Source organism: Modicisalibacter luteus DSM 23508, from assembly GCF_000378505.1.
GTDB lineage: Bacteria > Pseudomonadota > Gammaproteobacteria > Pseudomonadales > Halomonadaceae > Modicisalibacter > Modicisalibacter luteus.
In genome coordinates this window covers 251,244-270,210 of the sequence record NZ_KB899989.1, presented here as the reverse complement: position 1 = coordinate 270,210, position 18,967 = coordinate 251,244, and the positions used below count along the sequence as shown (strand labels likewise).

Annotated in this window: 20 protein-coding genes; 14 read left to right on the top strand and 6 right to left on the bottom strand. The window is 61.3% G+C overall.

All coding sequences use genetic code 11. The features are described from left to right. Positions 1 to 11: 11 nt before the first annotated feature. Positions 12 to 653, top strand: a complete 642-nt coding sequence (gene coq7, locus F568_RS0101245) for a 2-polyprenyl-3-methyl-6-methoxy-1,4-benzoquinone monooxygenase (RefSeq protein ID WP_019016884.1) — start codon at positions 12 to 14, stop codon at positions 651 to 653. An 11-nt stretch (positions 654 to 664) separates the two neighbouring features. Further along, positions 665 to 1,270 carry a DNA-3-methyladenine glycosylase family protein gene (locus F568_RS0101240; protein ID WP_019016883.1) on the top strand — a complete coding sequence of 202 codons (606 nt, stop codon included), beginning with the start codon at positions 665 to 667 and terminating at the stop codon, positions 1,268 to 1,270. 68 nt (positions 1,271 to 1,338) lie between these two features. Here F568_RS0101240 and F568_RS0101235 read toward each other — a convergent pair whose 3' ends face one another. From F568_RS0101235 to F568_RS0101225, 3 genes are all read right to left on the bottom strand, one after another. Next, entirely contained in the window at positions 1,339 to 1,758 is a 420-nt protein-coding gene (locus F568_RS0101235) for an OsmC family protein (protein ID WP_019016882.1), read from the bottom strand. Positions 1,759 to 1,843: 85 nt separating this feature from the next. After that, on the bottom strand, positions 1,844 to 2,512 hold the full coding sequence (gene murU, locus F568_RS0101230; RefSeq protein ID WP_019016881.1) for an N-acetylmuramate alpha-1-phosphate uridylyltransferase MurU: 669 nt from the start codon (positions 2,510 to 2,512) through the stop codon (positions 1,844 to 1,846). Continuing rightward, entirely contained in the window at positions 2,509 to 3,543 is a 1,035-nt protein-coding gene (locus tag F568_RS0101225; RefSeq protein WP_019016880.1) for an aminoglycoside phosphotransferase family protein, read from the bottom strand. Before F568_RS0101225 ends, murU begins: the two co-directional genes overlap by 4 nt. 149 nt (positions 3,544 to 3,692) lie before the next feature. Here F568_RS0101225 and F568_RS0101220 point away from each other — a divergent pair, with 149 nt between their 5' ends. From F568_RS0101220 to F568_RS0101185, 8 genes are all read left to right on the top strand, one after another. Beyond that, positions 3,693 to 6,113: an LPS-assembly protein LptD gene (locus F568_RS0101220; protein WP_019016879.1), complete on the top strand. Its 2,421-nt coding sequence runs from the start codon at positions 3,693 to 3,695 to the stop codon at positions 6,111 to 6,113. Positions 6,114 to 6,129: 16 nt separating this feature from the next. Further along, complete coding sequence (locus F568_RS0101215) at positions 6,130 to 7,113, top strand: peptidylprolyl isomerase (protein ID WP_019016878.1); 984 nt, start codon at positions 6,130 to 6,132, stop codon at positions 7,111 to 7,113. After that, on the top strand, positions 7,110 to 8,138 hold the full coding sequence (pdxA, locus tag F568_RS0101210) for a 4-hydroxythreonine-4-phosphate dehydrogenase PdxA (protein ID WP_019016877.1): 1,029 nt from the start codon (positions 7,110 to 7,112) through the stop codon (positions 8,136 to 8,138). The genes F568_RS0101215 and pdxA overlap by 4 nt, the downstream gene beginning before the upstream one ends. Positions 8,139 to 8,244: 106 nt before the next feature. Continuing rightward, on the top strand, positions 8,245 to 9,048 hold the full coding sequence (rsmA, locus tag F568_RS0101205; protein WP_019016876.1) for a 16S rRNA (adenine(1518)-N(6)/adenine(1519)-N(6))-dimethyltransferase RsmA: 804 nt from the start codon (positions 8,245 to 8,247) through the stop codon (positions 9,046 to 9,048). Then, positions 9,045 to 9,428, top strand: a complete 384-nt coding sequence (gene apaG, locus F568_RS0101200) for a Co2+/Mg2+ efflux facilitator ApaG/CorD (RefSeq protein ID WP_019016875.1) — start codon at positions 9,045 to 9,047, stop codon at positions 9,426 to 9,428. Before rsmA ends, apaG begins: the two co-directional genes overlap by 4 nt. Before the next feature lie 50 nt (positions 9,429 to 9,478). Continuing rightward, positions 9,479 to 10,306: a symmetrical bis(5'-nucleosyl)-tetraphosphatase gene (locus F568_RS0101195; protein ID WP_019016874.1), complete on the top strand. Its 828-nt coding sequence runs from the start codon at positions 9,479 to 9,481 to the stop codon at positions 10,304 to 10,306. 30 nt (positions 10,307 to 10,336) lie between these two features. After that, positions 10,337 to 10,669, top strand: a complete 333-nt coding sequence (gene glpE, locus F568_RS0101190; RefSeq protein ID WP_019016873.1) for a thiosulfate sulfurtransferase GlpE — start codon at positions 10,337 to 10,339, stop codon at positions 10,667 to 10,669. After that, complete coding sequence (locus tag F568_RS0101185; protein WP_019016872.1) at positions 10,666 to 11,799, top strand: tRNA nucleotidyltransferase/poly(A) polymerase-related protein; 1,134 nt, start codon at positions 10,666 to 10,668, stop codon at positions 11,797 to 11,799. Before glpE ends, F568_RS0101185 begins: the two co-directional genes overlap by 4 nt. A 14-nt stretch (positions 11,800 to 11,813) precedes the next feature. On the opposite strand, the gene folK is transcribed toward F568_RS0101185, so the two are convergent. Further along, positions 11,814 to 12,332, bottom strand: coding sequence for a 2-amino-4-hydroxy-6-hydroxymethyldihydropteridine diphosphokinase (gene folK / locus F568_RS0101180; RefSeq protein WP_019016871.1), 519 nt, complete (start codon positions 12,330 to 12,332; stop codon positions 11,814 to 11,816). Then, positions 12,332 to 12,685: a dihydroneopterin aldolase gene (folB, locus tag F568_RS0101175; RefSeq protein ID WP_019016870.1), complete on the bottom strand. Its 354-nt coding sequence runs from the start codon at positions 12,683 to 12,685 to the stop codon at positions 12,332 to 12,334. The genes folK and folB overlap by 1 nt, the downstream gene beginning before the upstream one ends. Positions 12,686 to 12,771: 86 nt before the next feature. Between folB and F568_RS0101170 the strand changes: the two genes are divergently transcribed. Further along, the gene (locus F568_RS0101170; RefSeq protein ID WP_019016869.1) at positions 12,772 to 13,395 is read left to right on the top strand and encodes a glycerol-3-phosphate acyltransferase; all 624 of its coding nucleotides are present in this window, start codon (positions 12,772 to 12,774) and stop codon (positions 13,393 to 13,395) included. Here F568_RS0101170 and tsaD read toward each other — a convergent pair. Next, on the bottom strand, positions 13,376 to 14,407 hold the full coding sequence (gene tsaD, locus F568_RS0101165) for a tRNA (adenosine(37)-N6)-threonylcarbamoyltransferase complex transferase subunit TsaD (RefSeq protein ID WP_019016868.1): 1,032 nt from the start codon (positions 14,405 to 14,407) through the stop codon (positions 13,376 to 13,378). The genes F568_RS0101170 and tsaD overlap by 20 nt on opposite strands. Positions 14,408 to 14,677: 270 nt before the next feature. Here tsaD and rpsU point away from each other — a divergent pair, with 270 nt between their 5' ends. From rpsU to rpoD, 3 genes are all read left to right on the top strand, one after another. Further along, on the top strand, positions 14,678 to 14,893 hold the full coding sequence (gene rpsU / locus F568_RS0101160; protein ID WP_019016867.1) for a 30S ribosomal protein S21: 216 nt from the start codon (positions 14,678 to 14,680) through the stop codon (positions 14,891 to 14,893). A 127-nt stretch (positions 14,894 to 15,020) separates the two neighbouring features. Continuing rightward, on the top strand, positions 15,021 to 16,853 hold the full coding sequence (gene dnaG, locus F568_RS0101155) for a DNA primase (protein WP_019016866.1): 1,833 nt from the start codon (positions 15,021 to 15,023) through the stop codon (positions 16,851 to 16,853). Positions 16,854 to 17,061: 208 nt separating this feature from the next. Beyond that, the gene (rpoD, locus tag F568_RS0101150; RefSeq protein WP_019016865.1) at positions 17,062 to 18,930 is read left to right on the top strand and encodes an RNA polymerase sigma factor RpoD; all 1,869 of its coding nucleotides are present in this window, start codon (positions 17,062 to 17,064) and stop codon (positions 18,928 to 18,930) included. The last annotated feature ends 37 nt before the right edge of the window (positions 18,931 to 18,967 follow it).

Genomic DNA, 18,967 nt, shown 5'->3' with positions numbered 1-18,967 from the left:
AGGGGGGTGGCATGCTTCGCAAGCTGACGCGTACCGACAATTTTATTCATCAGTTCGATACCGTGCTGCGGACACTGGTACCCCATGCGGCCCAGCCTTCACGTCCCTCGCCGGCCATCAAGGCACTCGATGGCGACATGGACGATGCCGAGCGTCGCCATGCCGAGGGCCTCATGCGCATCAACCATACTGGCGAGGTATGCGCCCAGGCGCTTTATCAGGGCCAAGGGCTGACCGCCAAGCTGCTCGACACACGTGAGCAAATGGAGCATGCGGCCCAGGAGGAGATCGATCACCTGGCCTGGTGTGATGAGCGGCTCGAGGAACTCGGGGGGCGGGCCAGCTATCTCAATCCGCTGTTCTATGTGGCCTCCTTCGGCCTGGGAGCAACTGCCGGTGCGGTGGGTGATCGGGTCAGCCTGGGCTTCGTCGCTGCCACCGAGGAGCAGGTTGGCCGTCATCTCGATGCACATCTCAAGGCGCTGCCGGCCGGCGATCGCCGCTCGCGGGCCGTACTCGAGCAGATGCGTGCAGACGAGGCGCATCACGAACGTTGGGCGCTCGAAGCCGGGGGCTCGCGTTTCCCGGCCCCGGTGAAACTTGGCATGAGGCTTATGTCGAAAGTGATGACCACGAGCGTCTACCGCGTATAAGCCGCCTCGTCATGTCGCAGGCTATCCACGAGCGCTTCGTCTCAATCGCTGAAGGGCTGAGCACAGAGCTTGCCGAGGCCATGATTCGGGGCGGTCCGGTCGAGTTCAATGTCGACGATTCGCAACCTCTCGCCGAGCGGCTATGTCGTTCCGTAGCCGGCCAGCAGCTATCGGTAAAGGCGGCGCAGGCAATCTGGCACCGCGTCCTCGCAGCTGCCGGCGAGACCCCGCTGGCTGACTTTTTTGTCGAGGCCAATGGTGAGGCGTTGCGCGCCTGTGGCCTATCAATGGCCAAGACGCGGGCCATCTGTGCCATCGCCGAGCAGGCGCGACTTGGCGAGCTCGAGGCCGAGGTGCTGCGTCCACTCGATCATGCTGAACGTTCCCGGCGGCTCACGGCGCTGTGGGGCGTGGGCCAGTGGACCGCGGACATGATTTCCATCTTCTATTACGGCAATGAGGATGTCTGGCCGGACGGAGACGTTGCTGCACGCAAGACTCTTACCCGGCTGACCAGCCCGCGACGCAAGACGATACGCACTGCCGCACGATTCGCACCTCATCGTTCGTGGCTGGCGCTTTACCTGTGGCGTCATGTCGACGCCCCGCCGCTGTAACCGCTGATGTCCGATACGAAAAGCCCGCAATCAAAGCGGGCTTTTTTCATCATGGCTTGATGGCGTGTTTACCCCTCGACGATCTCGTAAGAGTGAGTGATTTCGACCCCACCTTGGGCGAGCATAATCGATGCGCTGCAATATTTCTCGGCGGAGAGTTCCACGGCCCGTTTGACCTGATTTTCCTTGAGGCTTTTGCCGGTCACCGTGAAGTGCACATGGATCTTGGTGAAAACGCTTGGCACGCTGTCGGCACGTTCGGCCTCGATGCTTGCCACACAATCACTGACCGGCGCGCGAGACTTGTCGAGAATCTCCAACACATCGAAGGAAGTGCACGCACCCATGCCCATTAACAGCATTTCCATGGGACGCGGGCCGGTATTGCGGCCGCCGTGGTCGGGTGGGCCATCGATGACGACACTGTGACCACTGCCGGATTCCGCCACGAACTGGCGGCCGTCGGTCCACTTGACGCTGGCTTTCATCGATTCGTTTTCCTTCTGGTTGGTATCGTGATGACGCAGGGTAGCATCTTGGTTATATCGCAGGGGCGAATGGCGCCCCGTCCGGTCAGTGACGCTGATGCAGCCAGGTATCTAGCGCTTGCAAGCGCTCAGGAGTGCCAACATCGACCCAAGGGCCACGATGATGGCAGCCGGTAACGCGACCGGCCTGCATGGCACTACGCAGTAATGGGGCCAGCTTGAAAACTCCTTCAGGTTGGTCGGCTACCAGGGCTGGGTCGATCAGGCTGATGCCGCTGAAGGTCAGGCGCGTCTCGCCATTGGCGTGCACTCGCCCGGCCGCGTCGAGATGGAAGTCTCCATCTGTGTGGTGATCGGGATTATCGACCAGCACCAGGCGAGCCAGATCGCCATCGAGCGGCGCCAGCCAGGCTGGGGAAATTTCGCACCATACATCGCCGTTGACCAACAGGAACGGTGACTCGCCCAGCAGTGGCAATGCTTGGCGAATACCGCCGCCGGTTTCCAGCGGGGTGGACTCGTGACTCCAACGGATGTTAATGCCGTGGGCAGACCCGTCGCCCAACGCAGCAACGATCTGCTCTGCACGGTAGCTGATGTTGATCACGACATCATCGATGCCCAGCGCCTTCAGGTGGTCGAGATGATGCACGATCAACGGCTTGCCGCCGACCGCGAGCAGAGGCTTGGGGCAGTGATCGGTGAGCGGGCGCATGCGTGTACCCAGCCCGGCGGCCAGAATCATCGCCTTCATGCTTCGCCTTCCCGGCTGGTGTGCTGGGCCAGTGCGCTGGTCAAGGCGGGCGTAAAGCTATTATCGAGCCAAGCGGTCAGCTCGGCATAGTCGGGCCAGGGTGCCAGGCTGTCGCGTAGATGCTCGAGAAACTGGGGCAGGCGCGCCAAATAGCCCTGCTTGGCGTCACGGAAGGTCAGGCGGCAGAAGATGCCAAGCACCTTGAGTGATCGCTGTGCTGCCATGGCGTCGGCCATGTGCAGGAAGGTATCGCTATCGACATGATGGGTTAGTCGGCCATCGGCAATGGCGCGCTGCCGGAAAGCCTCAACCCAGGCGATGAAACGCGGGCGAGGGAAACGGCAGTAGCGCCCCCGCAACAGCGAGATCATGTCGTAGGTGAGCGGGCCACAGACGGCATCCTGAAAGTCGATCAGCCATAACTGCTCGTCATGTACCATCAGATTCATGGCGTCGTAATCGCGATGGACGGCAACGCGGGGCTGGGTCAGCGCCGTCTCGATCAGACGCTGTCGGTGAGCCTCCCAATTGGCCGGCGGGTCGATGGACAGGAAGCGTGTCAGACTCCATTCGGGAAACAGGTCAAGTTCGCGTCCCAGCAAGGCTTCGTCGTAAGCAGGCAGCGTGTCGCAAGGCGCCCGGTTCTGCAGGGTGTCGATCAATGCCAGGGCACGTTCGTAGCCGTTCAGGGTGGCATCGCTATCTTCTTCGCCTAGCATTAGGTGCAAAGGCGTATCGCCGAGGTCCTCGAGTTCGATAAAACCTGCATCGAGGTTTTGCGCATGCAATGCGGGAACGGGCAGGCCGGTACTGCGCCAGGCGCTGGCGATGGTAATGAAAGGCTGGCTGTCTTCGCGCGCTGGCGGGGCATCCATCAGAATGCGGGTGGTGTCGTCCGGCAGCCACAGGCGGAAGTAGCGCCGGAAACTGGCATCGCCGGCGGCCAGTTCGAGCCTGAACTGATGTACGGGCAAGGCATGATGTGCGGCAACCCAGTTGCGCAGGGCGTCGAGGCGAGAGGCGTCCGACATGCGGGCTCCTTGGTTGACGAGGTCGATTCGCCGCCGCATGCTGAGGCGTTCCCAACGCAACCCCTCGACTCACTACGCGATCGAAGGGAGGACGTGCGGCACGGGGACTGTATAATACCGATTCCAATCGTCAAGGACACCGAGGATTCATGGGCAAGCGATTGTTGTGGACTGCCCTTGCCGGCCTGGCCGCGCACCATGCCCAGGCGGCGCCACCGCCTTCGCTGCCGGCGGAACGTCTCGACTGGCAGCCCTGGGGGGCGGATGCCCCATCCAATGCGCTCTGCCGGGGGCGCTACGTCATGCCTCCCTACGCGCTTGCCCCCGGCGAGACGCCTGAGCAGATCCTGTCGTCATCGGATAGCGCCGAGTATGGCGAAGCAGGGGAAACACTACTGCGCGGTGAAGTCGTGTTGCGGCGCGACACCAGCCAGCTCCAGGCTCCGCTGGTGCGTGTCAATGCGGCGAGGGATACCGCGTTCGCGGAAGGGCCCCTGACACTGCGCGACCGTAGCCTGCTGGTACGCGGCGAGTCGGGACAATTGGCCCTCGATAGCGATGCCGCTCAGGTGGATACTGCACATTACGTCGTGCATGAACAGCGCCTGCGCGGCGATGCCCAACGCCTGGCTCGGCTCGAAGATGGCCGTTATCGCCTTCGCGAAGCCAGCTACACCACTTGCGAGCCTGGCAATAACCTCTGGCGTCTGGTCAGCAACGATGTGGTGCTGGACCGAGAGGAGGGCTTCGGTACCGCCACTCATGCGCGGTTGGAGGTGGGCCACGTGCCGGTGTTCTACTGGCCCTGGGTGCGCTTTCCCATCGACGACCGTCGCCAGTCCGGTTTCTTGTGGCCGACCATTGGCATTTCGGGTGACTCCTTCGATTACGCCCAACCCTATTACCTGAATCTTGGGCCCAACTACGATGCCACCATCACGCCGCGCTGGGTCAGCAACCACGGCCTGCTGATGGGGGGAGAATTCCGCTACCTTTTCCCGACGGACGAAGGACAGATCGAAGGTGCCTATCTGTCTAGCGATAAGGCGGGCGAAAGCGACAACCCCAACGATCCAGAAGACGCCTTTGAGGGTGAGGATCGCTGGTACGTCGATTACCTGCATCGCGGCCGCTTTTCGCCCCGCCTGCGCTACAACCTGCGCTACGGCGCAGCCAGCGACGGGCGCTACTTCGACGACTTCGGCCGTGACTTCGGTGAAGCAGAAACCGAATATCTATCTCGACTGGCCCAGCTCAGCTACAGCGGCACGACCTGGTATCTCGAAGCCAGGACACAAGGGTATCAACGCCTTGAGTACCCTTTGGATGAAAATGACAAGCCGTTCTACCGCTTACCCAGCCTGACTGCCAATGCCAGTTGGGAGCAGGACAACGGGTTTTACCAGCAGTGGCGCTCCAATGCGACCTACTTCTGGCGCGATGTGGACGAGACCGCTGTGCCGCTGCGCGAATCGGCCACTGGGTCGCGTGTCCATCTGGCACCGGCCGTGGGCTGGCGGGGCGATGAATCCTGGGGTTTCCTCGAGCCGCGCTTTGCGCTGCTGTACACCGCCTATGACCTGGATTACGGCGAGCGCGAGACCGACTTCGATACCGGCCTGACGCGTACCGTGCCGGTCAGCTCGCTCGATAGTGGCCTGGTCTTCGAGCGTGACGTCGACCTGTTCGACTCGGCGTGGCGCCAGACGCTGGAACCCCGACTCTACTATGCCTATGTTCCGGAGCGCGATCAGAGCGAGTTTCCTGATTTCGATACCAGTGAGCGAGCATTTTCCTGGGGTCAGTTGTGGACGCCCTATCGCTTCTCGGGTGCCGACCGGGTCGGAGACGTCAACAAGCTCTCGTATGGCGTGTCGACCCGCTTCATCGAGGATGACAGCGGACGTGAGCGCGTCTCGCTGGGCGTGGGCCAGAGCGCCTACCTCGACGATCGCGAAATCGGCATGGAGGGCGACCTGGACCTGCCCGACCGGGAGAGTAACTACCAGGCCTGGTACGATGCCACCCGAGACCGCTCGCCGGTGGTGACGCAGCTCGATTGGCAGGTGACCGACCGCTGGAGCACCCGCTATGAGTGGTTCTACGATGCGCATCGCGAGTTGACTGAGCGCACGGCGACCTATCTGCGCTACCGGCACCCCGAAGGACACGTACTGAACCTGGGATACCGCTGGCAGCTGCAGGGATTCGATCCCTCCGGTGATGCGGAGGATCGGCTGGGCTACAACCGTGAGGATTACGACGTGTCGTTCGCCTACCGGGCCAGTGCCAACCTGGACTTGATCGGGCGCTTCACTTATGACAACACCAACGATCGGGCTCTGGAGCAGTTGGCCGGCGTACAGTGGAACGATTGCTGTTACGGCGTGCAGGTAGCGTGGCGCGAGTGGATTGAGGATAACGATACGGCCAATACTACTGAAGATGATTATACCGACCGTGGGATATTCCTGCGCTTCGTGTTCAAGGGGTTGGGAGGCGTCGGTCAGGGAACCGAAAGCTTCTTCGAAGAGTCCATTCCGGGTTATCGGCCAACCCAATTCCAATAGTGAGAGAGGTTTGTTAATGCGCAGACGTTGGTTTGCTTCGTGGAGCCTGGTCCTGATGTTGGCCCTTTCCCTGGCTGGAATATCCACTTCGGCATTGGCGGAGGAGCCGCTGGATCGCATCGTGGCGGTGGTCAACGACGATGCCATCATGGCCAGCGAGCTCGAGGACCGCATTATTCAGGCGCGGACACAGCTAGCGAGTCGCAACATCGCCATGCCCGACGACGCGGTTCTGCGGCGCCAGGTGCTGGAGCGCATGGTCGTCGAGCAGATCCAGTTGCAGATGGCCGAACAGGCCAATCTGACGGTGGATGACACCGAGCTGAACCGGGCTGTACGCACCATTGCCGAGAACAATGGCATGAGCGTCGATCAGTTCGCCGATGCGCTGGAGGCCGATGGCCTGTCGCTGGCAGTAGTCCGCGAGCAGATCCGTCGTGAAATGTTGATGCGCGAGCTGCAACAGCGGCGTGTAGCTAGTCGGGTCAATGTCTCCGATCGCGAGGTGGAACGTTATCTCGATCAGCAGGGAGCCAATGCGAATGCCCGCTATCGGTTGGGGCACATCCTGGTGGCCGTGCCTCAGTCGCCGTCTCCCGACCAGGTCGAGGCAGCACGCCAGGAGGCGCAGGCATTGTACGAGCGCCTGCAGGACGGCGCCGACTTTGCCGATGTGGCGGCGGCGGAATCCGATGGTGCCAACGCACTGGAAGGTGGTGATCTGGGGTGGCGTCGGGCCGGTGAGCTACCCTCGATTTTCACTGATGTAATCGGTGGGTTGAGTGTTGGCCAGGTCAGTGAGCCGATCCGTAGCCCAAGCGGCTACCATTTGGTCAAGTTACTGGATCGTGAGGGCAGCAATCAGCAGGGCGCGACCCAGCGCGATCAGGTACGCCAGTTGATCTTCCAGCGTAAGGTCAACGACGAGCTCGAGTCCTGGATCCAGCAGATCCGCGCCGATGCCTATGTCGACGAGCGACTGGAGCAGAGCGGCTCATGACGCTCCCTGTCCTGGCGCTTACCACGGGAGAGCCGGCAGGCATCGGGCCCGACCTGACACTGATGTTGGCAGCATCCCGAATGCCGCTGCCTGGACGTGTAGTGGCCGTGGGCGATCCCGACATGCTGGCCGAGCGGGCCAGTCAGCTGCGCCTGGCGGTCGATATCAAGGTGCTCAACCCAGGGCAGGTCGTTCCCGATCCATGTGCCGGCGTGCTACCGGTATGGCCGGTAGCCCTCCAGGCTCAAGCCTTGCCGGGCGAGCTGAATCCGGCCAATGCCAGTTATGTGCTGGCCACACTCGACCGAGCTATCGAGGCCTGTCGTCGAGGTGAGGCCGGGGCGATGGTCACGGCGCCGTTGCACAAGGGCGTGATTATCGACGGCGGGCATGCCGGTTTCACCGGGCATACCGAGTATTTGCGCGATGCGTGTGGCGTTGAAGAGGTCGTGATGATGCTGGCGACGCGTCTCGATACGCCGACCGGCGTTCACGACCTGCGTGTAGCCCTGGCTACCACGCACTTGCCGCTGCGTGAGGTGGCCGATGCCATTACCGGCCAGGGGCTTGCTCGGGTGCTGCGCATCCTGGCCATGGATCTTGAGCGTTACTTCGGTATAGCCGCGCCCCGCATTGCGGTGTGTGGTCTCAATCCGCATGCCGGGGAGGGCGGGCATTTGGGGCTCGAAGAGCTCGAGGTGATCGCACCGACATTGGAGCGGTTGCGCGATGAGGGAATGCAACTCGACGGGCCGCTACCCGCCGACACGCTGTTTACGCCGCGACATCTCGAAGGCGTGGACGCCGTCTTGGCGATGTATCATGACCAAGGATTACCGGTCCTCAAGTACGCCGGCTTCGGACGTGCCGCCAATATCACCCTAGGGTTGCCCATCGTACGGACGTCGGTGGATCACGGAACGGCACTCGATCTGGCCGGTACCGCGACGGCCGATACCGGTAGTCTCCGCGTCGCGCTGGAAGTCGCCGCGGAGATGGCGGCTGGGCAGGAAATGGCGCGCTGAGCGTTCGCATCCGCCATAACCATTCGTGACTAATTTCAGCTGATGTCTCGCTAATGGCGGGGCATCGGCTCGGCGATACCTCGCACAATCAAGGATTCTTCTTAGCATGTCTTCTCGCCCTCCGGTTCATCGGGCCCGTAAACGTTTCGGGCAGAACTTCCTGCGCGATCCGGGCATCATCTCGCGTATCGTGCGGGCTATCGCGCCGCGCTCCGGACAGCGCCTAGTCGAGATCGGCCCTGGGCAGGGCGCACTGACCGAGCCGCTGCTCGAGGCGGCCGGGGCGCTGGACGTGATCGAGCTTGATCGCGACCTGATCCCAGGCCTGCGCGTCCAGTTCTTCAATTATCCTGAGTTCACCGTGCATGAAGGCGATGCGCTGAAGTTCGATTTTTCCGAACTCAAGGGCGACGGGCCGGCACTGCGCGTGGTGGGCAACCTGCCCTATAACATTTCCACCCCGCTGATCTTCCACCTGCTGGCTCAGCGAGGGGCGGTTGCCGACATGCACTTCATGCTGCAGAAGGAAGTCGTTGAGCGACTCGCCGCAGAGCCGGGCGGCGCTGACTGGGGGCGGCTGTCGATCATGGCGCAATACCATTGTCAGGTTGACTCTCTATTCATCGTGCCGCCTGAAGCGTTTATCCCGCGTCCCAAGGTAGATTCCGCCATTGTCCGACTGGTCCCCCATGAGACACTGCCGGCCCAGGCGGCGGACGAGGCGCTGTTCGCCGACATCGTGCGAGAGGCTTTCGCGCAACGACGCAAGACCCTGCGCAACAACCTCAAGGGCAGGGTCTCGGCGGAAACGCTGGAGGCCTTGGGCATCGATCCGGCCCGGCGGCCCCAGACGTTGACGGTGGCTGAGATGGTGTCGATTGCCAACCATCTGGCAGGAGCGACGCAATGACCGAACTCATCGAAGCCGTTCATGTCGATGTCCAGCCGGCCTACCGGGCCGACGAGTCGTCGCCGGGCGAGCAGCGCTTCGTTTTCAGCTACACGATTACCATCCACAACCAATCGGCACAGACGGTGCAGTTGTTGGCACGCCACTGGAAAATCACCCAGGGTAACGGCAAGGTGCAGGAAGTGCGTGGCAAAGGCGTCGTCGGCGAGCAACCGGTCATCGCGCCGGGGCAGACTTTTCGTTATACCAGTCGCGCCGTGCTGGAATGTCCGGTTGGTGTCATGGAAGGTGCCTACACTTGCATCGAGACCGCAGCGCAGCGACCGTTCGATGTTGCCATTGCGCCGTTTCGCCTGGCGGGGCCCAACCAGGTGCATTGAGTCGAGCCCGGTATCAAGGAAACCGCCATCGCAGCCGAACAAGGAAGCCTATGCCAACCTACGCTATTGGAGATCTCCAGGGCTGTCACGCCGAGTTCGTGGCCCTGCTCGATACACTGAGTTTCGATCCCCGTCGTGACCGCCTATGGCTGGCGGGCGATCTCGTCAACCGTGGGCCGGGGTCGCTGGCTTGTCTGCGAGAAGCCTATACCTTGGGCGATGCCGTCAGCATAGTGCTCGGCAATCACGATCTGCATTTGCTGGCCGTAGCGCGCGGCTCTGTTGCCGCCAAGCGCTCCGACACCCTGGGGAGCATTCTGGATGCCGAGGATCGTGACAGGCTGCTGGAGTGGCTTCAGGCGCAGCCTTTGTGGGTCGATGACGGCAGTGCAAGCGACCAGCGTACTCTGATGGTGCATGCTGGGCTGCTGCCGATCTGGTCGCTGTCCGAAGCATGCGAACGCGCCCAAGAAGTCGAGACCGTGCTGCGCAGCGAGCGGGCAGGTGCGTTTCTGGATGTCATGCATGGCAACACACCGGCACGCTGGCAGGACGATCTCGAGGGTGATGACCGCCTGCGTGCCATCGTCAATGCCTTTACCCGGATGCGTTTCGTTACCGCCGATGGCACCCTGGACTTCAAGGCCAAGGAGGGGCTCGACTCGGCGCCCGAGGGTTTCGCGCCGTGGTTCACCTATTCTCGTGAGGACGACCCGCGTATCGTGTTCGGTCACTGGGCGGCGCTGCAGGGCCAGACGCCGGGTGCCCGAGTGCGTGTCGAGGCGCTCGACACCGGCTGTGTTTGGGGGGGCTCCCTGACTGCGCTCGAGCTAGAAAGCGGTCGTAAGGTCAGTGTGCCCTGCCGCAAGCCGGCATGAATGCCTTCCATCCTTTTCAACGGAGACATCATGACCCAAGCGTTCGAACATCTCGATCCCGTGACGCTGAAAGCCTGGCTGGATGAGGCGAAGCCGTTGACGCTGGTGGATATTCGCGATCCGTTGAGTTATGCCCGCGGACATATTCCCGGCAGTCGTCACCTGGACAACGCTACCGTGGGTGACCTGATCGACGAGGCACCGCGAGACCAGGCGATGGTCGTGGTGTGTTATCACGGCCACTCCAGTCAGCAGGCAGCCTCCTGGCTGGCTGGGCAAGGCTTTTCCCACGTTTATAGCCTGGATGGCGGATTCACCGACTGGGAGCATCGTCATCCGCAGCGTGTGATGCGCCAGTCATGAACGATCCCTACCTCGCCGGCCTGCAGGTCTATCGAGTCGGGGGCGCCGTACGCGATGCCCGGCTTGGCTGGCCAGTGGTCGACCAGGATTGGGTGGTGGTCGGTACTACGCCGGAGGAGATGCGGCGTCGCGGCTTCCGGCCAGTGGGGCGTGATTTCCCCGTCTTTCTGCACCCCGAGACGCACGAGGAGTACGCGCTGGCGCGTACCGAGCGCAAGCAGGGGCATGGCTACACCGGCTTCGTGGTACATGCCAGTCCGGAAGTGACGCTTGAAGAGGATTTGGCGCGCCGCGACCTGACCATCAATGCCATGGCCGAAACCCCCGAAGGGACACTGGTCGACCCTTTCCACGGCCAGCGTGATCTCGAGGCGCGCCGGTTGTGTCACGTCTCTCCGGCCTTCGTCGAGGATCCGCTGCGTGTGCTGCGTACGGCGCGCTTCCTGGCGCGTTATCAGGGCTTGGGTTTCTACATCGCCGACGACACGTTGGCGTTGATGAAGCGACTGGCCGACAGTGGTGAAATAGCGCATCTCGTCGCAGAGCGGGTCTGGCAGGAAACCGAGAAGGCACTGGGCGAGCCTTGCCCCCAGGGGTACTTCCAAAGCTTGCAGGCGTGCCACGCGTTGGGAGAACTGATGCCTGAGCTGGCTGCTGATAACGTTGCGCTGAGTCAGGCGCTGGCACGGCTCGACCAGCTGCCCGAAGCTGGCGAGGAAGTACCCCGCTGGCGCTGGGCGCGGCTGTGCGAGCATCTCGATGAAACGGCACGAGAAACGCTGCAAGATCGCTTGCGCACCCCCAACGCTTGGCGTGACTTGGCTCGGCAGGCGGCCCTGACACGTGAACTGTGCCGTGAGGCCGAGCGGCAGGTACCAAGCGGCGAACGACTGCTGCGCTGGCTTAATGCCATAGACGCTTGGCGACGTGAAGAGCGCGTCGAGCCGCTACTGAGGTTGGTGAAGCTTTTCGATGCGCCATTGGCTGAGTCTCTTCGTCTGGCCTGGCAACAAGCGAAGCAGGTATCGCCGCGCCAGTTGCTCGAAGAGGGTTATCAAGGTGCCGCATTAGGGCGGGAACTGGCCCAGCGTCGCCAGCAGGCGCTCGAAGACAGCCTGGCAGGCACCTGACGAACTTGCCTGAATCAGGTTGCGTGGGAAATGTGTCGGCCCTGCCAGACGAACTCTACTGGCCATAGGCGCTGGGAGCCGACTTCAAAATTGGCCCACAGATCGGCGTAGCGCTCGCCACTGACCGGATGGCGGTGGTTCGGCAACAGTTCAGCCAGTGGCTGCAGTACGAAGGCATGCTTGACGATCTCGTCACGCGGCAGTTCGACTCCGTCGATGTCGCCACGCAACGCATTGACGGTGAGTAGATCGACATCCAAGGTGCGCGGGCTGAACTTTGGGCTGTCCTTGCGCCGGCCGTTGGCTAACTCCAGGCGTTTGCACCATGCCTGCAGTTCGCCAACGCTGGCACCGCTCTCGAAGGCTGCCACCAGATTGTAGAAGTTGCATCCATCGTTGAAGCCGACCGGCTCGCTCTCGAAGACTCGGGATAATTGCAGCTTGCCAAACTCGGCATGCAGGGCATCGAGGCAGGTCTGCACGTGGTGTTCACGCTCGATATTGCTGCCGATACTGACCACCACCAGCGCCATCAGCGCTCACCTCGCTCGATGCTGACACCTACTGCTCTGGCATTGGCTACGGCGCCTGGCTTGCGCAGCGTCAAGCGCAACCAGGTGATGCCGAATTCCTCGCGCAGCACTGCTGCGAGCCGTTCAGCAAAGGTTTCCACCAGCTCTAAGCGGCTGGTCTCGGCGAACACGCCGATCCGCTCGCTGATTGCGGCATAATTCAGCGTTTGGGCTAGGTCGTCATCTGCCGCGGCAGGCCGGATGTCGGTGGCCAATTCCAAGTCCAGTTCGAGACGCTGCCGGATGGTGCGTTCCCAATCGTAGACACCAATGACAGTCTCCACGCTTAATCCTTCGATCAGCACGCGATCCACACGCTACCCTCGATCATGGTTAAAACTTCGATTGTAATGCACCAAGCTGGCAGAATCATGGAACCGCTTCTTGCCCGGACACTGCCATGTCGTCTGCCATCCTTGTCACGCATACCGTTCTACTGGCGCTACTGGCGTATCTATGCGGCTCTTGCCTGGGTGCAGTATGGCTGTGCCGTCTGAATAGCCTGCCCGATCCGCGCCTGCGTGGCTCATTCAACCCCGGCTTTTCCAACATGCTGCGCCTGTATGGCAAACGCCTGGCCCTGGCAACGCTGGCCTTCGATGCCGGCAAGGCGGTGCCGGCGCTCTGGCTGGCCAAGGGCGGCGGGCTGCCGGCCTGGGCACAAGGTGTGGTCGGGCTTGGGGTGTTGCTCGGCCACAGTTATCCGCTATGGCATCGCTGGCGCGGCGGCAAGGCAGTGGCCAGTGCGTTCGGTGTCCTGCTCATGCTGACACCCAAGGTAGCGCTGTTATGTGCGGCTTGCTGGGCGTTACTGGCCTGGCGCATACGTACTGCGGCCATCGCCTCGTTGGCCAGTGCGCTGCTGGCTCCATTGGCCAGCGTGTGGCTGGCCAGGGAGTATGTATGGGTGGTAATCGTCTTTGCCTTGCTGGTCGTGCTGCGCCATGTCTGGAGTATTCAGCGGATGGGCCGAGGCGAAGAACTTTCTTTGGACGATGGCAAACTCAGGCGGCGGGAGGAATGAGCCGCTCCAGCGGCCAGCGTGGCACCGCCTGCATGGCCTCGGTATCGCACTCGCCAGCGAGCAGGCGCTGGGCGCCCACGTAGGCGATCATTGCCCCATTATCGGTACAGAAACGGCCGCGGGGATAATATGCCCTGGCACCGCGCTTGGCCGTTTCGATGCCCAGCCTTTCACGCAGGCGCGTGTTGGCGCTAACCCCGCCTGCTACCACCAGGCGCTTGAGTCCGGTCTGGTCGAGCGCGCGACGGCATTTGATGACCAGCGTATCGACAACGGCCTCCTCGAAGGCGCGGGCAATGTCGGCACGCCCCTGCGCATCGAGCTGGTCGGCTTCGCGCAGCGCATTGAGCGTGGTCAATGTATGGGTTTTCAAGCCGGAGAAGCTGAAGTCCAGTCCAGGGCGATCAGTCATCGGCCGCGGGAAGCGAAAGCGTTGGGGATCGCCGTGCTCGGCCAGGCGTGCCACTTCGGGACCGCCGGGATAGGCCAGGTCGAGCATCTTGGCGGTCTTGTCGAAAGCTTCGCCAGCCGCGTCATCCACCGATTCTCCGAGCAGTCGATAGCGCCCCAGGCCGTGAACCTCGACCAGTTGCGTGTGGCCGCCCGAGACAAGCAGGGCGACGAAGGGGAAATCGGGCGGTGTTTCCTCGAGCATGGGGGCAAGCAGGTGGCCCTCCATGTGATGCACGCCGAGCACGGGAATACCGAGGGCGCGTGCCATTCCGTGTGCCGTCGAGGCCCCGACCATCAAGGCGCCTACCAGACCGGGACCGGCCGTGTAGGCAATGCCGTCCAGGTCGTGGCGCGACAAGCCTGCATTATCCAGAACTTCCTGAATTAGCGGCAACAGCTTGCGGGTATGGTCGCGTGAAGCCAGCTCGGGCACCACGCCACCGAACTCGGCGTGCAGGGCGATCTGACTGTAGAGTGCATCGGACAGCAGCCCGCGTTCGGTGTCGTAGATGGCGACGCCGGTCTCGTCGCAGGAGGTTTCGATCCCCAGTACGCGCATGGTGTTGGCTCGTAGATCTTGGCAAAGGCCGCTATTTTACGCCGATTACCGGCAGGACGGCAGAGGTTGAACAAGGAATTTGCAAAGGGCTGTAACGGCGACTAGAATACTTGACTCTGCAAGACTGGGTCGTGCACCCGGATTCCCGTCAGATCGTCTTCGAATGTTCACTTTGTCCGTTGTCCACTGTGTGGGCAGGCCAAGGTGTGATCCACGGGCCAAGGTGTACGTACAAACCGAACTCATGATTCCAAGGTAGGTGAGTGCTTAATGCCTTCTGTCAAAGTACGTGATAACGAGCCGTTCGACGTCGCTCTGCGTCGCTTCAAGCGTTCCTGCGAGAAAGCTGGCGTCCTCTCCGAGGTTCGCCGTCGCGAGAACTACGAGAAGCCGACTGCCGTGCGCAAGCGCAAGGCTGCGGCGGCCGTCAAGCGTCACGCCAAGAAGCTGCAGCGTGAGCAAAAGCGTTTCGAACGGCTATATTGATCCGTACTTGAGGTAGGATTCCTACCTCAGAGGGACGCCAAGCGGCCGCCTTACGGTGGCCGCTTGTTTTTGGCCCGCTGCTGTACCGGTGCCGTTTTTTCTCGCTCACGACGCGTCAGAGCCCCGCATGGCTGGTCAGATTCCTCAGCGCTTCATTGATGACTTGCTTGCCCGCGTCGACGTGGTCGAGGTGGTAGGCGAACGTGTTCAGTTAAAGAAGGCCGGAAAAAATTACTCCGGACTGTGTCCGTTTCACCAGGAAAAATCACCCTCGTTCACTGTCAGTCAGGACAAGCAGTTTTACCACTGCTTTGGCTGTGGCGCCCACGGCAACGCCCTGCGGTTCTTGATGGAGTACGACAACCTGCGCTTTCCTGAAGCGGTCGAGCAGTTGGCGTTGCGCCAAGGTCTGGAGGTGCCGCGTGAAGGTGCCGATGATCCGCGGGCTCAGGCACGCGAGAAGAGGCATCAGCAGGGCGTAAATCTACTTGAACTGGCGGCGTCGTTCTTTCGTGAACGTCTGTTGATGAGCGAGGGGAGTAAGGCGCGCGATTACCTGTCGCGGCGTGGCTTGTCGCAGGAGATCGTGAGGGACTTCGGCATCGGCTATGCCCCCGATGACTGGGAGGCGCTCAAACGCCATCTTGCCGGTCATGGCATTTCTGATGCTGTCCAGGCCGAGTATGGTCTTCTCGTGCAGCGCGAAGACAGCGGTCGCAGCTATGACCGGTTTCGCAATCGGGTGATCTTTCCGATTCGCGATTGGAAAGGGCGAACCATTGCTTTCGGTGGTCGTGTACTGGGTGATGCCAAACCCAAGTATCTCAACTCACCCGAGACGCCGGTCTTCCATAAGGGGCGCGAGCTGTACGGTCTGTACGAGGCGCGTCAGGCCAACCGGCAACTGGAAAGGCTGCTCATCGTCGAAGGATACATGGACGTAGTGGCGTTGGCGCAGTTCGGCATTCGTAATGCCGTGGCCACGCTCGGTACCTCGACAAGTGAGGACCATCTCAACAGGTTGTTTCGCCTGGTGGGGGAGGTGGTGTTCTGCTTCGATGGGGACAATGCCGGTCGTCAGGCGGCGAGGCGTGCACTGGAAACCGTGCTGCCATTGATGATTGATGGACGTCAGGCACGTTTTCTGTTCCTGCCCGAAGGTGAGGATCCGGATAGTCTGGTCCGGCGCGAGGGGCCGGAGGCATTCGGCGATCGCATCGTCTGTGCCAGTCCGCTGTCGGAGTTCCTGTTCGAGCAGGCGGCGGAGGGGCGTGATCTGCAGCGTGTCGAGGAGCGTGAACGTTTCGCTACGGCGGTTCTCAAGGCGCTGGATCGTCTGCCGGAAGGTGTGCTCAAGTCGTTGTTGCTGAGTGAATTATCGGCGCGCACTGGTGTCGAACAGGGACGCTTCAAGGCGATGCTCAAGACACCGGAGCCGGCAGAATTTGCGATGTCGGTCGACATGCCGTCGATTGAGCCAGGTTATATCGACGAGCCGGTGCCGGTGCAGCCTCGGCGTCAGGGTAACGCCCTCAGCCTGATGGCACGTACGCTACAATTGCTGGTGCATGAGCCGGGCCTGGTGGAACGTCTGCCTGAAGAACTCGATTGGTGTGCCGATAATGAGAGTGACGGACGACTGTGTCGCGAAGTCATCCGCTTGCTGCGTGCAGGTCGTTACCGAAACATGCAGGTACTGCTGGCGCATTTTCAGGGGACCGAGGAAGGGCAGCGTCTGAACGAGCTGGCCCGGCGTGAATTGCTGATTCCACGCGCGGCGCGTGCCACTGAGCTCGATGGGCTGGTAGGCCACTTTCGCCAGCGTTTGGCACAGCACACCCCGCAAAGCGAATTCGATGCCTTGCTGGCCAGGGAAAAAGCCGGCGAGAAACTCTCCAGGGAAGAGAAGCAGCGTCTTATGGAGCTGTTGGTGACGCTCAAGGCCCCCGGTACGCGCTAAGTGGCGTAGGGGTTGAATTGTCGCCTACCATCTCCATCTAAGGGATGTCGGCAAACGAGCGTAACCGAACAAACTAACATACCTGAATGGCAGCGCAAATAGAGTGCTGGCGGACTATATGCCTAAGCCGCTATAATTGCAGGCTTACGAATTTTTTCATCGCCTTGCGTTCAGGTATTTCATTCTTCTTCGTCGAGATAGGGTTTCTATGGCTGGAAATGCTCAGCAGCAGTCACGCCTGAAGGAGTTGATCGCACGCGGCAAGGAGCAGGGCTACCTGACCTATGCCGAGGTCAACGACCACCTTCCAGAGGATATCGCCGACCCGGACCAAGTGGAAGATATCATCGGCATGATCAACGACATGGGTATCAGCGTCGTTGAAGAGGCCCCCGATGAAGATACCCTGATGATGTCCGATCACTCCACTGACGAGTCTGCCGCCGAGGAAGCGGTAGCGGCGTTGGCAGCTGTGGAGAGTGATGTCGGCCGGACCACCGACCCGGTGCGCATGTATATGCGCGAGATGGGAACCGTCGAGCTATTGACCCGGGAAGGCGAGATTGCGATCGCCAAGCGCATCGAGGAAGGTACGCGCGAGGTGATGTCGGCGCTGGCATATCTGCCTGGTGCCGTGGAATCCATTCTGGAAGCCTACGATGCTACCCAGGATGAAGAGATGCCGGGGCGTTTGTCCGATCTGTTCTCCGGTTTCATCGATCCTGACGAGGGGATTCCGGGCGTGGCTGAGGCCGAGCCCGTCGAAGAGCCGATCAGCGATGATCTCGATGACGCCGAAGTGGATGGCAGTAGCGACGACGATTCCGACGACAGCGACGAAGACGATACCAACGCCAATGAAGGTGGCCCGGATCCCGAGGAGGCGCGAGCGCGCTTCGAGCAGATCCGTGAGCAGAACGAGACGGTCAAGGCGGCCATCGCCAAGCACGGGTTGGGTTCGCCTGAGGCTATAGCTGAGCAGGCGCGCCTGGCTGAGCTGTTCTCGCCGATCAAACTGGTGCCCAAGCACTTCGAACGCTTGGTGGGGCAGGTACGGATCAGCGTCGAGCAAGTTCGGGACCAGGAAAAATCGATCCTGCAGGTGTTCGTCAAGCGCGGCAAGGTGCCCCGCAAAACCTTCATCAGCACGTTTCCGGGCAACGAGTCCAACCAGGGTTGGCTGGATGAGTTTCTCGCCAGTAACCCAAAGTTCGCCGACAAGCTCGAACCGTTTCGTGGCGATATTCAGCGTGCCCAGCGTAAGATTGCCTTCGAGGAGCAACTGGTTCAGTTACCGGTATCCGAGATCAAGGAAGTCAATCGTCGCCTGTCGATCGGCGAAGCCAAGGCGCGGCGTGCCAAGAAGGAAATGGTCGAGGCCAACCTGCGTCTGGTCATCTCGATTGCCAAGAAGTACACCAACCGTGGCTTGCAGTTCCTTGACCTGATTCAGGAAGGCAACATCGGTCTGATGAAGGCTGTCGACAAGTTCGAGTATCGTCGCGGCTACAAGTTCTCGACCTATGCCACATGGTGGATTCGTCAGGCAATCACGCGCTCTATCGCCGACCAGGCGCGCACCATCCGTATCCCTGTGCACATGATCGAGACCATCAACAAGCTCAATCGTGTATCACGCCAGATGCTTCAGGAGATGGGGCGTGAGCCGACACCCGAAGAGCTGGGTGAGCGTCTCGAGATGCCCGAGGACAAGGTTCGCAAGGTGCTCAAGATCGCCAAGGAGCCGATCTCCATGGAGACGCCCATTGGTGATGACGATGACTCGCACCTGGGTGACTTCATCGAGGATAGCTCGATGATCCTGCCGATCGATTCTGCCACCGGCGAAGGGTTGATCGAAGCGACCCGCAACGTATTGGGCGGCCTGACTGCACGCGAAGCCAAGGTGCTGCGCATGCGCTTTGGTATCGACATGAACACCGACCATACCCTTGAGGAAGTCGGCAAGCAGTTCGATGTCACCCGTGAACGTATCCGCCAGATCGAGGCGAAGGCGCTACGCAAGCTGCGTCACCCGTCGCGCTCCGAGCCGCTACGCTCATTCCTCGACGAGTAGTCTCTTCCCTTCGTGGAATGGCACGCCCGCAAGCCTT

Excerpts from the sequence above, each read along its gene's own strand:
- coq7 (WP_019016884.1), top strand. The coding sequence starts at position 12 with ATGCTTCGCAAGCTGACGCGTACCGACAATTTTATTCATCAGTTCGAT.
- F568_RS0101240 (WP_019016883.1), top strand. The coding sequence starts at position 665 with ATGTCGCAGGCTATCCACGAGCGCTTCGTCTCAATCGCTGAAGGGCTG.
- F568_RS0101235 (WP_019016882.1), bottom strand. The coding sequence starts at position 1,758 with ATGAAAGCCAGCGTCAAGTGGACCGACGGCCGCCAGTTCGTGGCGGAA.
- murU (WP_019016881.1), bottom strand. The coding sequence starts at position 2,512 with ATGAAGGCGATGATTCTGGCCGCCGGGCTGGGTACACGCATGCGCCCG.
- F568_RS0101225 (WP_019016880.1), bottom strand. The coding sequence starts at position 3,543 with ATGTCGGACGCCTCTCGCCTCGACGCCCTGCGCAACTGGGTTGCCGCA.
- F568_RS0101220 (WP_019016879.1), top strand. The coding sequence starts at position 3,693 with ATGGGCAAGCGATTGTTGTGGACTGCCCTTGCCGGCCTGGCCGCGCAC.
- F568_RS0101215 (WP_019016878.1), top strand. The coding sequence starts at position 6,130 with ATGCGCAGACGTTGGTTTGCTTCGTGGAGCCTGGTCCTGATGTTGGCC.
- pdxA (WP_019016877.1), top strand. The coding sequence starts at position 7,110 with ATGACGCTCCCTGTCCTGGCGCTTACCACGGGAGAGCCGGCAGGCATC.
- rsmA (WP_019016876.1), top strand. The coding sequence starts at position 8,245 with ATGTCTTCTCGCCCTCCGGTTCATCGGGCCCGTAAACGTTTCGGGCAG.
- apaG (WP_019016875.1), top strand. The coding sequence starts at position 9,045 with ATGACCGAACTCATCGAAGCCGTTCATGTCGATGTCCAGCCGGCCTAC.
- F568_RS0101195 (WP_019016874.1), top strand. The coding sequence starts at position 9,479 with ATGCCAACCTACGCTATTGGAGATCTCCAGGGCTGTCACGCCGAGTTC.
- glpE (WP_019016873.1), top strand. The coding sequence starts at position 10,337 with ATGACCCAAGCGTTCGAACATCTCGATCCCGTGACGCTGAAAGCCTGG.
- F568_RS0101185 (WP_019016872.1), top strand. The coding sequence starts at position 10,666 with ATGAACGATCCCTACCTCGCCGGCCTGCAGGTCTATCGAGTCGGGGGC.
- folK (WP_019016871.1), bottom strand. The coding sequence starts at position 12,332 with ATGGCGCTGGTGGTGGTCAGTATCGGCAGCAATATCGAGCGTGAACAC.
- F568_RS0101170 (WP_019016869.1), top strand. The coding sequence starts at position 12,772 with ATGTCGTCTGCCATCCTTGTCACGCATACCGTTCTACTGGCGCTACTG.
- tsaD (WP_019016868.1), bottom strand. The coding sequence starts at position 14,407 with ATGCGCGTACTGGGGATCGAAACCTCCTGCGACGAGACCGGCGTCGCC.
- rpsU (WP_019016867.1), top strand. The coding sequence starts at position 14,678 with ATGCCTTCTGTCAAAGTACGTGATAACGAGCCGTTCGACGTCGCTCTG.
- dnaG (WP_019016866.1), top strand. The coding sequence starts at position 15,021 with ATGGCTGGTCAGATTCCTCAGCGCTTCATTGATGACTTGCTTGCCCGC.
- rpoD (WP_019016865.1), top strand. The coding sequence starts at position 17,062 with ATGGCTGGAAATGCTCAGCAGCAGTCACGCCTGAAGGAGTTGATCGCA.